8 protein-coding genes and 1 pseudogene are annotated in these 13,111 nt (G+C 45.5%); 1 reads left to right on the forward strand and 8 read right to left on the reverse strand.

The features are described 5' to 3' along the window. Positions 1-179: 179 nt before the first annotated feature. The 7 genes from GJR95_RS05710 to GJR95_RS05740 all read right to left on the reverse strand — a co-directional run bounded on the left by GJR95_RS05710 (position 180) and on the right by GJR95_RS05740 (position 11,452). Positions 180-1,505, reverse strand: coding sequence for a sulfatase-like hydrolase/transferase (locus tag GJR95_RS05710; protein ID WP_162384957.1), 1,326 nt, complete (start codon positions 1,503-1,505; stop codon positions 180-182). A gap of 65 nt (positions 1,506-1,570) precedes the next feature. Beyond that, positions 1,571-2,974 carry a sulfatase family protein gene (locus GJR95_RS05715; protein ID WP_162384958.1) on the reverse strand — a complete coding sequence of 468 codons (1,404 nt, stop codon included), beginning with the start codon at positions 2,972-2,974 and terminating at the stop codon, positions 1,571-1,573. 75 nt (positions 2,975-3,049) lie between these two features. Beyond that, entirely contained in the window at positions 3,050-4,516 is a 1,467-nt protein-coding gene (locus GJR95_RS05720; protein WP_162384959.1) for a sulfatase family protein, read from the reverse strand. Between the two features lie 101 nt (positions 4,517-4,617). Next, entirely contained in the window at positions 4,618-6,132 is a 1,515-nt protein-coding gene (locus GJR95_RS05725; protein WP_162384960.1) for a RagB/SusD family nutrient uptake outer membrane protein, read from the reverse strand. A 10-nt stretch (positions 6,133-6,142) separates the two neighbouring features. After that, positions 6,143-9,529, reverse strand: coding sequence for a TonB-dependent receptor (locus tag GJR95_RS05730; RefSeq protein ID WP_162384961.1), 3,387 nt, complete (start codon positions 9,527-9,529; stop codon positions 6,143-6,145). A gap of 131 nt (positions 9,530-9,660) precedes the next feature. Further along, complete coding sequence (locus GJR95_RS05735) at positions 9,661-10,728, reverse strand: FecR family protein (RefSeq protein WP_162384962.1); 1,068 nt, start codon at positions 10,726-10,728, stop codon at positions 9,661-9,663. A 55-nt stretch (positions 10,729-10,783) separates the two neighbouring features. After that, positions 10,784-11,452, reverse strand: coding sequence for an RNA polymerase sigma factor (locus GJR95_RS05740; RefSeq protein WP_162384963.1), 669 nt, complete (start codon positions 11,450-11,452; stop codon positions 10,784-10,786). 627 nt (positions 11,453-12,079) lie between these two features. Between GJR95_RS05740 and GJR95_RS05745 the strand changes: the two genes are divergently transcribed. Next, complete coding sequence (locus tag GJR95_RS05745; RefSeq protein WP_162384964.1) at positions 12,080-12,616, forward strand: toprim domain-containing protein; 537 nt, start codon at positions 12,080-12,082, stop codon at positions 12,614-12,616. Between the two features lie 376 nt (positions 12,617-12,992). Here GJR95_RS05745 and GJR95_RS42940 read toward each other — a convergent pair. Next, positions 12,993-13,111, reverse strand: a pseudogene (locus GJR95_RS42940) (IS701 family transposase); the annotation flags it as partial.

Genomic DNA, 13,111 nt, shown 5'->3' on the forward strand with positions numbered 1-13,111 from the left:
CAGTATACGTTAACTGTATGTGGCCTAATCATAGCCAGCTTCAGATTCAGGCATTTTCGTTTCGACGAATATTGGGCTTTGGTTTCATACTCGTTGTAGCTGCAAAATAAGCCTACTGAGCTAGGTAGTTAAGCAGGAACTAAATGCCTTCTTTTAAACTCACTAAAATTCTGTGGCAATTACGATTTCGCTGGAATGGCCGACATTTTCCTTTCCCATCGGACTAGCAAGTCCACTAACTGCTTGGCCGTGGAGGAAAATTGCTTAAATACGCTTTCCGTCTCTCCCGAATCTTTACTTAAGTCATATAAATAATAGTCCTGATTTTCCCTGACTAGCTTCCACTTACCCTTTCTTACTGCCCCAGAATTTTTAAAGCTCCAGAAAACCGGCCTTTCTGTTGAATGGAAGGCTCTATTTAATAGTATATTTCTAAAGCCTCTACCTTCTAACTGCACGTTTTCCGGGATTTTAGAACCTGTTAATTCTGAAATTGTAGGAAATATATCCATCGTCATAAGAAGTTCATCGGTGACTTGAGGGGCTGCTACTCCTTTCCAGTAGGCAATCATTGGGATGCGATGTCCACCTTCCCAAACCTGCCCTTTTTGACCTTTGAAAGGAAGATTAGAACCGACCTCAGTAGCTCCGTTATCTGATAGAAACAGAATAAGCGTATTTTCTAAAATCTTGTATTTGTCGAGCGCTGTGATAATTTCCCCTATACCTTCATCCATAATTCCAATCATCTGCCCGTATAACTTTCTTTTGTCCGTAACCGGTTCAGGTTTAAATCCAGGGTCTCCGGTGCGTTCAGGTCGGCTATCCCTTACCTGATATGGTGCATGTGGTGCCTCGTGAGCAATGTATAAAAAGAACGGGTTGCTCTTATTTTGGTCGATAAATGACAAAGCATGTTTTGTTATCAGATCTGTTGTGTACCCTGCTTCGTCTGATTTACTTGTATTGGACCACCAGTCGAAATGGTTCTCCAGATCGAAATGTGTATTGTAATCAACATTGCCACTGACGTATCCTTTGAAGATGTCAAATCCTTGCTTAACAGGCGAATAGATTGTGTCGTACCCTAAATGCCATTTCCCTATTATACCAGTCTTATAGTCATTTCCTTTTAAGATTTCCGAAATCAGTGTCTCATTGGCATCCAGCCCAACATCCCGATGGCTTTTTGCTGTAATTACACCTGTAATGCCAGTGCTTTGAGGATATTTCCCGGTAAGTAACGATGCCCTTGTAGGGCTGCAAACGACGCCATTCGAGTGAAAATCAAGAAACTTTATACCTTCTCGCGCTAGCTTATCGATATTGGGTGTCTGGTGATTTTTGTTGCCATAACAAGCCAAATCACCAAAGCCGAGATCGTCGGCAACAATGACAATAATATTGGGACGCGAAGTAAGTGGCCGGGTAATCTGACTGTAAGAAGATCCTACCAATAGCAGAAGTTGTATAAGGATAAGAAAATATCGAAAAAAACTTCGCATAGATTTAGATGGTAAACGTGTACAAGGTTTAAGCTCTGGGATAGCCATCGACCTATTAATGTCTCTTAGTCCGGAAGCCCGGATTTCCACTCATTCCATTTATTAAGCAGCTCTTTCACTTTCTCCGGATTGTCGTTCGCCAAGTTTTTTGTTTCAAACGGATCGACGGAGATCATATAAAGTTCAATTCGATTAATACTATTATTCGCTATTAATTTCCAGTCTCCATCTCGTACCGCGATGTTGGCCCAGCTATTTTGTCTATTACGGTCGGTTCCCAGATAAGGAAATCTCCATTCCCAAAATAGTGGCTTTGAACGCTTAAAGGGCCTTTTTTGCAACAAGTTGGCAAAACTTTCCCCGTCTGGCTTAAACTCTTTCGGAAGCTTATTCCCTGCTAATTCGCAGAAGGTAGGCAGTAAATCAACCGCCGACAAAACACTCAGGGTATCTACCGCTCCCGCAGCAACGTGGCCGGGCCACCTTATAATTAAGGGGACATTAACCCCTCCTTCAAAAATATCAGTTTTTCGTCCCTTCAAGCCCGCTGTCGACCCCGCGATTCTTGCCGGCGCATAGTTTGCGGGGCCATTGTCACTTGTAAAGATCAGCAATGTATTATCATCAAGTCCCATTTTTGCCAAGCTATCTATGAGCCTTCCAATATGGTAATCTGCATCTGCCAACACCGAATAATACGTCTCTTTATCGGGTTCTAAACCTTTAAACGGTTTTCTTTGCCGCGCTGATGGGGCAAGCGGGGTATGTGGGTCCTTCAACCAAATATTCAAAAACATGGGCGACTTCCCCCTGTTCCTTCGCAAAAAATCAATTGACTCGTCGACTGCCAGTTTGCTCGAATTCTGAATCCAAAGCGTGTCATTATCCATGTACCTCGTCGTCGGCCAATGCTGATCACCTTTCCAGGTGGGTCCGTTACCATTCCATACTCTGGTTTCATCATAACCATATACCTTCGGTTCGGGCGCTCCCGTATCTCCATTGGGCGCCCCTCCACCGCCCAGATGCCACTTTCCTATATGTGCGGTAACGTAACCCGCTTCACGCATTTGTTTTGGTAAATATACCGGCAAGTTCTCATCCAGCCAGTTCGGCATGTTTCGACTGGAATTCTCCCCATTTCCTGCAAAGTGCCCATGAATACGATGCCTGGCCGGAAAATGTCCGGTAAGTATCGAACTTCTGCTCGGAGAGCAAACACCGCTGGTCACGTGGAATTGCGTGTAACGGGTTCCCTGGGACGCTAATTTGTCTAGATTGGGGGTAGTAACATCGGCATTCCCATAACACCCCAAATCACCATATCCCCAATCATCTGCCAAAATGAATATAATCGTAGGCCGACTTGCAGTGCTCATTGTGTTTTGCCCTGAAACCCAGATTCCCGATGTCATAAATGACATAAATACTGTTAGAAGCAAAATCTTGCTTTCGTATTTTTTCATCATAAAATAAAAATGTGTTACTAACGCCCCTACAAGAATGAGGCTTATTGTCTCCTATCTGGCTATTTCCGCTGCGGGTCACTTATTGCTCCCCGATCTGGTGTAACCCGATTTTTTCTGCTTTTGTAACTCACTGTCTAGACTGCGCGCTATGTCTGAAAACGATGTAAACACATTTTTGCTTTCGGTGGGGTCTGTTTCCAGATCATACAACTGAGCCTGCAAATCTGCCGTCGGGGAATTGTCTTCCGACCATCCACCGCTTCCTTTTCCTTCAATGTACTTCCATTTGCCTTTTCTGAGTGCAAACATGCCCTTTATCGAATGGTGGATAATGCTTTGCCTTGTAGGGTTTACTGGAGCATTATTTGTGAGGACAGTTGAGAAATCGAAGCTGTCCTGTGCGGCCGAAGCGGGTATTTTTTGGTGTGTGATCGTTGCGAAGGTAGCCAGAAGATCAGTAAGGCAAATAGTGTTTGAAGTCTGCCGGCCCGGTTTAATGCCCATTGGCCAACTTGCCAAAAAAGGCACCCGGTGTCCACCTTCCCAAATATCCGATTTTTGACCGCGGAATATATAATTTGCCTGATGGGCAGGGAATAACTGTTTATCACCAGGCCTCCAGTCCGCTCCGTTGTCTGACGTGAATATAACCAACGTATTCCCGGTGATGCCAAGGCTGTCTAAGGTGTGCATTACCTCGCCAACAACAGCGTCGGTATGGGCTACAAAATCACCATATATACCTGCCTTTGATTTGCCCTTAAAACGTTGGGAAGGGAGCCAGGGCGTGTGCGGCCCTGTTAGCGGAAGATATAAAAAGAAAGGTTTTTCCGACCGGGCCGATTTTGATATAAAGTCAGTAGCTTTTTTTGAAAAGTGGTCGAGTGTTGCGTGGATGTTGAAGTTTGCCGATGCTTTGCCCTCACGCCAGAGCACCCCACGCGGATATTTGCTTCCTTCAAGTTGTACAATGCCCCGTTCCGTGGGCTTTTTATCGTCAAAATAGACGTATGGTGGCATATCCAGTGAAGCCGGAATAATATAGCTGTAATCAAACCCTACATCATTAGGGCTATTCACCAACGGCTTTTCTACATTGATGCCGTTGCCGTTTGGCCAACCGGATGTTGAATCTGCCGGCGCATTTGTCGAAGTGGTAACACTATCGATTGCGAAGGATAAGCCAAGGTGCCATTTGCCAACGATACCCGTATGATAGCCAGCATTACTAAGCAGATCGGCGATTGTAAAGCGGTCGTTCTCAATCAGCGGGGGCGAATATCCTCCCAAAACGCCTTTTTTGAGTGAAGACCGGAAAGCATAGCGGCCGGTCAGCAGACCATAACGCGTTGGCGTACAGACCGACGAACCCGAGTGGGCGTCCGTAAACCTCAGACCACCAACGGCCAGCTTATCCAGATTTGGAGTCGGAATCTGAGATTCAGGGTTATAAGCTCGAATATCACCATAACCCATATCATCTGCAAGAATGACAACGATATTGGGCAGATCGGCTTTTGTACCCGGACCGTCTGTCGGCACATTTCTAAAAGAAGGTATACACAAAATTGTTATAGAAGCGACACATGCCGCTACTATTTTGGCGTTTGAAATTCTACGAAGTAATTTCATTGTTCGTCGATTTAGTTGTAGCCGGGATTTTGTTGTCCCAACCGTGCGTTATTGATAAATTCTGTTGCCGGTAACGGATATAAAAAGTACTGTTTTCCCGTAATAGGGTGGGAAGCGGACCTGGCTGCTGGGAATGTCCGTTTCGACAAATTCATTTGTTCCTGAATTGTAGTTGCCAGTATTCCCCAGCGGTTCAGATCGAAGTACCGTTTTGCTTCAAAGGCCAGCTCCGTTCGTCGCTCTTTTCTGATCGCGTTGCGAAATTCCTCCTGCCCGCCGATATCTGAGGATAGTAAAGGCTTCAAACCAGCCTTCGTACGCACCAGATTCAGCAATTCGAAAGCCTCTTTATCCGCCTGAAAACCAATTTCGTTCAAGGCTTCAGCTCGTGTCAAAATTATCTCAGACAGTCTGATCAGCGGATAATTCCAGGTACTTTGTCCTCTGGGATCGACGGTATTGTAATATTTGTTAACGTATAGCAGGCTACCCTTGGCGCGATTGACATCAAGGAAATTGATCAGATCGTAGCTCGCAAGAGAAACGGTTTTGCGAAGATCGCCAGGCTCAAAAGCCTGAACAATGCCGTTCCCGGATGAAAGTCCTCCACCGGTCCCATTCATGGTATTGTCCGTAGGCAGCATAGCCGCTTGGCCACCTGCGCTGGTAGGCGACCACGATTGACCAAGGATGCTAGTAGTCGCGCTGGCTACGCCACCGTATTGCACTTCAAAAAAACTCGCTGGACTATTTTCGGCAGTTCCGTTGAAGTTGCTGGCATAGTTCACTGGTAGAGCTGCTTTATTGATAATCCCTTCGGTGGCGATCTTTACCTGGTCCCATTCTTCGAGTTCCAGATGGACCAGGGCTTTCAATGCGGAAGCAGATTGGGCAGTTGGCCTGCCTTTTTCCAGGCCAAAAGAGCCTGAATAATTCGCAGGTAGCAGTGTTTCAGCGTCGGAAAGATCCTTTTTTATTTGGGCATAGATCTCTTTGGTCGCAGCCCGCGGCTGTTCTGCGTCATCACGCGTTTTTATTTGCCTGACTATTAGAGGAACGTCCCCGAAAAGCCTTACAAGGTTGAAATAATAATAGGCACGAATGAACTTTGCCTGCCCCTCCACAGCCTTTTTCAATACCGGATCAGTTAAATCTGCCGCGTTCTCGATGTTGTTGATGACGTCGTTTGCGCGGCAAATTCCCAGGTAATGAGTCTCCCATACATCTCGATTATAGGTTGAATTTGCCTGGATAATGTAAACATCTGGATCAAGTTCATTACGCCAGGTCCAGCCGTCATCACTGGCCAGGTCTGTTAATTGCTGCATTGGGCCACGGTAAAGGGCTTGTAAAGGTGCATAGCTTCCATTTACGGCAGCAATTATCCCATCACGGGTCGTAAAGAGTTTGTTAAGTTCGATTATTCCCAGTGGTACGGGGTCTAAAAGACTGGAGCAGGAAGACAATGCAAGGCTTATGATCAATGCGTAAAAAGATCTCCTGCTGCTTTGTGTGATGCTTAGCATGGGTCTGATATTAAAAGGTTACCAAAAAGGACATGGAATAGAGCTTGGTAAGTGGGTAGGGTGTGAGATCGATACCAGCCCAGAGCAGACTAGCATTGCTTGAGGCTTCGGGGTCTAGTCCGGTATATTTTGTTAAAGTGAATAAATTAGTTGCGCTTAGTGTCAATCTGGCAGCGTCCAATCGTAATTTTTTAACTACTTGTTCAGAAAAGTCATATGACAGGTTTACATTTTTAAGACGCAGGAAGTCTGCATTTTCGAGATAACGGGTCGAAACTTTGGTGGCCAAATACGTGGTATTGCCTGATTGCTGAGAGGCTCTGGGGACTTTATTAGTTGGGTTTGTAGGAGTCCAGTAGTCGGCGACCTCGGCAAGTTGCTGGTTGAACGGTACAGCCCTGGCGTTCAGGTTCCTCATGGAATGATAGAGTTTATTGCCCGCTGCAAAATTGAATAGGAACGAAGCCGAAAAGCCATGATACGATATGGTGTTGTTTATCCCTCCAAACACTTTCGGTTGCGGTTGCCCAACAAACTCTTTGTCGCCCTCATCCATAATTCCGTTATGGTTATTATCTGCGAATTTGAGGTCCCCCGGCACAGCATTTGCCCATTTTTTAGCAGCTTCTTCTTCTCCTAACTGCCATATACCTATAAATCTGTACATGTAGAATGCGCCAACGGGCCTACCGGTAACGGTTAGGTTAGTGATCTCGTTGGAAAGCGGCATAACGCCACCGGGAATTTGTAATGGGTCGCCGATAGAATTTTTACCTAAATCCAGCACTACGTTTTTATTGGTACTAATATTGAAATTGGTGGACCAGCTAACTTTTCCCGATATATTCTGAGAATTCAGGGAAAACTCAAATCCCGTGTTCTTCAGCGATCCGATGTTGACAGTCGGATCTTCCTGGACACCGGACGTAAAGGGGATCGGCGTCCTGATAAGAAGATTGTCCGATAGTTTGTGGTAATAGTCGAGTGTAAAGGATAACCGGCCTCTAAGCAAACTCAGATCCAGCCCGGCGTCAAACTGCCTGGCTGATTCCCATTGCAGGTTCGGATTGCCAATGTTTTGTGCAGCATTTCCAATTACCACTGAATTACCATAAACATACGATGCCGGGCCGGCCCTTGTTATAAATGAGAAATCTCCCAGGTTCTGGTTTCCAGTCAGTCCATAACTAGATCTTAATTTCAGCTCGTGCAATCCGGGAATATTACGGGCAAAATCTTCCTGCGTAACCCGCCACGCTATTGAGGCCGATGGGAACGTTCCGTATTTTTTGGCCGGCCCGAATTTGGATGATCCATCCCTTCGGACCGTAGCGGTCAGCAGGTATTTGTCGTTATAACTGTAATTCAGACGGGCAAAAGAAGAAACAAGTCCCGAGTTAACCTCTGCGCCTGTGGCGTTAAAGTTGGTTTGGTTGGAAAGCTGGTTCAGCGCATTGTCGAGCGTTCCCGTCCCGGTGATAGTGGCCGAACGCGTATTGAATTGTTGAGTTGAAAAGCCCACCAGGATCTTGACACCATGTTTGTTGAATTCCTTGTCATATTGAAAAGTGGCGTCAGTCAACCAGTTGAGATCTTGTCCTGATCGGATGGTTACACTTCCCTGCGGCCTGCTGAACAGCCCGATCTGATAAACAGGGAGGTAGGAGTAATTATTGCCGAGGACAAGGTCGGCACCCAGGCTGCCGCCAAACCGCAGGCCTTTCACAATGTCAAGGTCAGCCTTGACGGCACCAAGCAAACGGGTCAGCTTTTCTTCCCTGACTGGCTGGAACTGGTCGATCAACGGATTAGAGTTAGCTCCGAAATAGGGATCCGCTGCGGTGTTGATCGCAGTCAGGTTTCCGTTATCGTCGTATGGCTTGGTGTAGGAATGGCTGGATAGAAACGAACCATAAGTACCTCCTCCCCAACTATCCTGGTTAAGGACATGTTGTATCTGATGGCTGCCCGAGAGGTTTGATGAAACCTTTAACCTTTTTTTGATGGTAATGTCGTTGTTGGCCCGGAAGCTATACGATTTGAAGTCGGAGTTTCTTATCGTTCCCTGTCGGTCAAGATGCCCAATCGAAACCGAATAGGTACTCTTATCGGTCCCACCGCTCAGTCCTATCGAATAGCTACGTCTTGCGGCTGTCCGGGTTCCCAGTTTTTGCCAGTCTGTGTCGATCTGCCAGGCCGGATTAGTCAGGTCTTCATAGGCCGCCGTGTTCTTGCCTGTATTTTTAAACGCGTCTACAAATAGCCTTCTCTGTTGTTCGGTTGTGAGTACATGGTATTGGTTTGACATTTGTTCGATGCCAATATCTGCACTAACGGTTATGTTGGATTTCCCTTCTTTTCCGCGTCGTGTGGTTATCAAGAGTACACCATTCGCTGCCCTCGCACCATAAATGGCAGTTGCTGATGCATCTTTAAGGATATCGATGGACACAATATCTTTCGGATTGATCGTGGAAAAGCCTCCGCTGAACAGTGGGATGCCATCAACTACGACCAGAGGGTCATTGCTCCCGGTAACAGAGCCGGTCCCTCTCACGGAGATCGAAAACCGTCCGTCAAGATTCCCGCCTGTTTGCCGTACATAAACACCACTGGAACGCCCCTGAATGGCGTCCTGAAAAGATGAGACCGGCCGACTCTGTATGTCCTTCTCCGAAATTCTGGAAACCGAGCCGGTCAAGTCAGAAACTTTCTGGGTGCCGTAGCCAACCACGACCACCTCATCCAACGATCTGTTTTCGGGAATGAGCACGACGTTGATTTCAGAACGGTTACGAATATTTTCTTCGCGGTTCTGATAACCTATAAAGCTGAAAACGAGAATGGAATCCTGCGCCAGCAAATCAATCGTAAAACTTCCATTTTCATTGGTAACAGTTCCCCTCTGCGTGCCTTTTACAACAATACTTACACCCGGAAGCGGGCCCGCGTTATTATCGGTAACTTTTCCAGTTACTAAGTTGAAGGATTTCGAGGGTGGCTGATAAGTCCTTGCTTCACTCGTGACGGGCGATTCTAACGGTTTGAGCAAGACCAGATTGTTCTGGACACTGTAACCTATGCCCAGCGGCTCGAAAACTCCGTTTAAGACCTCGGCAAGTGATTTGTTGATCGCCTTTATACTAACTCGTTTGTTTTCCTCGAATAACCCTGAGTTGTAGGCGAATTTGACGCCTGTAAGCCGGTTAAGATTTCGAAACACTTTCTTAACTGGCTCATTATTGACCTGGATACTGATCTTTTTACTCAGCATGTCCTGAGTCTCGGAGCGGGAAGCTTGGGTACTACCACTAAATATAAGGATTACTACGAGCGTATTGAGTACAACGCTTACCAATATACGTGTCAAGAGTGGCAGTTGTATATGTACGTGCATTTCTTTAAGGGTTTGGTGAGTTTCATTAGATAATGGGCAGTTTTTTTTATTCATCCGGAATGGATGTGATATCCTTGCTTGATTCTCATAGTCGGTCAAGGTTGCTACTCCGTTGCTGATCGTTATGTAGCTTACTGGCAGGCACCTTCGATTACAATGCGTCCATCTTCAAATCTGAAAGTCGCTTTGGTAACTGAGCAGATTGCCTGTAATTTCTGCCGTAGTGTTTCATCAGTAAATTGGGTGGTGATACGGCAATCTGAAAAACTTGTTTCATTATAGGATATTTGGACTCCGTAACTCATTTCAAGCCTCCGAAAAAGCTCGGAGACAAGCGTATCCTCCAAGTCAGGTACTAGCTGAACATTTCGCATGTCCGGCAGGCCCCAGGGGACTTCCACCTTACCCGATCGAAAATTTTCACTTTGGCTGTCGTAAACGACTTGTTGATTCTGGGTGAGGAGGACGTCTGCATCTGTACTACCCCGATCCGCATTGGAACGCACGGAAACTTGACCGGTTTTAACAGCTACGACTACTTTATTACGACTACATTTGATCCTGAAACTTGTGCCAAGGACTTTGGTCAACGTCTCGCCGGCAATTACCAGAAATGGTTTCTCTGTATTTCGAGCAACATCAAAAAAAGCACTCCCTGTCAGCTCAACTTTCCTGACTGAGTATCTAATATTTTTGGGATATCTAATAGAGCTTCCGGTATCGAGTGTGATCGCGCTGCCATCATCAAGCAAAATTGTAACGGCTTTTTCAGATTTGTTCTCGCTGATGACCATTTCATCCGGCGCATGCCCGAACGGAGTCGTGTAGTCTACAGTATGAAAAGTTGAAGTATAATACCAACCTAGCAAACCTGACAAAAGGATACAAACGGCAACTGCGCGTAGCCAGTAACCAGTTTGGCCGGCGATGTGAAACCACCGTATTTTTTTTGGAGCTTTTTTCTCAAAAAGCTTAATTATTTCCTGCTTCCTGCATTCTTCTGTAAGGTCATCCGGATACATCGAGTGAATGGCTATGACCCATTCTGCGGCTTCCCAAAGTGTGCTTTGGGAGCCGGGATGATCTGAGAGCCATTGTCTCCAAAATCGCTCGCTTGACTTGTTGGGCCGGAGTACCCATTCCTGGAAAAACTCATCTGCCGCAAAATCAGGCGCGTCATACGAACTGTATTTTTTCATTCGAGTATTTTGTGCCCATTTTTATCATATAGGTGTAATATTGGCATATACATACTCATAGAATGATGCTTTTTTTTAAATTAGTTAGTAAGTAGTTGATAATGAATAGGGTAGTTGGTAAGAAAAATAATAGCAAGGGCGTTGAAAATTCCGCAGCACGCCATTTATCACGTATGTCCCTTAAAGAACGGTGAAGCAGATTTGCGACGCTCTGTCGTTCCATGTTCATAATCTGGGTGATTTCTACAAATTCCAGCCCCTGATAAAACCTGAGGTATATTATTTCCTGTTGCCTGCTCGTGAGTCCGGAAATAATAGTTTTGAGCCTCATCGCATTTTCCCAAGACGATTCGAGTTCAATAATTGACAATTCAATTGGCTTTTCAGTAACATCAGACAGAAACGGCAGCTCTTCGTATTGCTTAAATCGCTTCAATTTAAAGGATTCATTAATCAGCTTATGCCGTAGCGATGTCAGCAAGTAGGGTTTTACATACTGGATCTTCGAAAGCTTGTCTCTCCTTTCCCATAATTCCATAAAAAGCTCCTGCAAGCAGTCCCGCACAAAATCTTTATCCTGGGTAAATCGGGTTCCGTAGTTGTAAAGTTTATTGTAATGCCTGTTAGCTATCTCGCCTAAAGCGGCCCGATCTCCTTCCAGAAACAGATTCCACAAACCTTCTTCATTGATTTGATGTGTCGATTTCGAATCCAGATGTTCCAAGAGAGACTGGGTTAGAGAATGGAGTACACAGAACGTGCATTCGTTTCGTCAAGCAAAGATTTATTGTAACACAGCCATTTCAAATAGCTCTCTAGCTGTTCAAATGTAGCTGTAAAGCTACATCAAGTGGATAGGTCCTGAGTGCAGATAAGTAAAGGATGAGTTTGGGACAACCAGATCTTTATTCGGCAGGACTTAAACGTATTTTGAAGGGCTTCTCAATTCCGTTAATAGTTAATCGCTTTTATGATGCGTCCCTTTAGTATCGGTACATTGCCCGTCAATACCGCAATAGTTCAATGCGATTAACATGGTCTATTTTAAATCTTGAATAGCTGGTGGTTGGGTTTGATTAGCACTGGCCCGCGCTAGCCGATAGAGGAACATTCACAAGCAATAATCTTCCCGCTGGAGATTACAGCTATGCTTTCCACATCGCGATTTATTTGCAGATAATTTTGGGGAACAAATCCTGAATCCACCTTACGAGCGATAGAAGGTTCCAACTGGTTTCGTCCGTTCATTATGCTGCACTTGATGTTGATAAACCATGCGTGAAAACCTGCTTCTTCTTTCAGCGGTCTATCTATTGTCAATACAACCCCACAAGCCGACGAGTCGTCGGCTATGACCTTGCTGGACGAACGAGCCTTATTTAACCACGTTCTGATGGATTATGTCATGAGCCGGTGCATTCCACCAGCACTTGCCAAACGATACCTCTATGAGATTCGCTACCTCAATAAAAACCGGGCGTATTACGCCGTTGGCTTCAAGACCGATAAGGATAGCTACAGCTACGCCCTGCGATCCAAGCTGTTCAAAGGCTGGTTAGGTGTCAGTGCGATCCGAACCATTCCAGTAGCAGGCTCCGACGAGATTGATTTGTTTGAAGGCTTTTTTGATTTCCTGTCTTACCTAACCATGAGCCTGTTTGTACGTCCGGTTTGCACAACGATCATTCTTAATTCCACGACCAACCTAAAGCAAGCCCTGGCAACGCTGGAAGGCGCGAAACGCATCAACTGTTTTTTTGACAATGACACTGCCGGACGTGCGGCCTATGGCAACTTACAGGCTGTTGGTTTCCCTGTTAAAGACCGCTCAAGTCTATACGCAACTTACAATGATTTGAATGAGGTAATACAGCAAAAGTCCTTATAGGCTTTTGGGTGGCTTTTTAGTGGCTTTAGGCATGGTTTTGCCCGATTATGGGAAGCTTATCGTTTGCTTATGCAGTGATTATACAGTGATTTTACAGAACTTATTGAGTCCAATTCACTACTTAACTTTTATCCCAATGGAAGAACCCATCAAATCTAAACCCGTACGTAATTTCAAGTATGAACGCGCCGAACGCTATGGGGAGCGGGTGTACTATCAAAAGATCTGTTTACACTGCAACGGTAAGTACGAAAGTATCAGGATGGATTCGACGTTCTGTTGCCATCGGTGCGCAAAGGCAGCCAGGAGAAGGCGAAAACAGTATTAGAAATGTTTGACTGTACTAAATACTTTTTATTGAAAGTAAGAACTGATGTTACGCCAACTCCATTTGTGGATGTTGGCTGAGTTGATTTTTGAGGACGGCCAGTTCCGCAAAAGCCGCTTGCAGGGCTTTGAGGTATAACCGCCCTTTCAAGGCAAAATGATTGGTAT

It is taken from the genome of Spirosoma endbachense (assembly GCF_010233585.1).
Classification (GTDB): domain Bacteria; phylum Bacteroidota; class Bacteroidia; order Cytophagales; family Spirosomataceae; genus Spirosoma; species Spirosoma endbachense.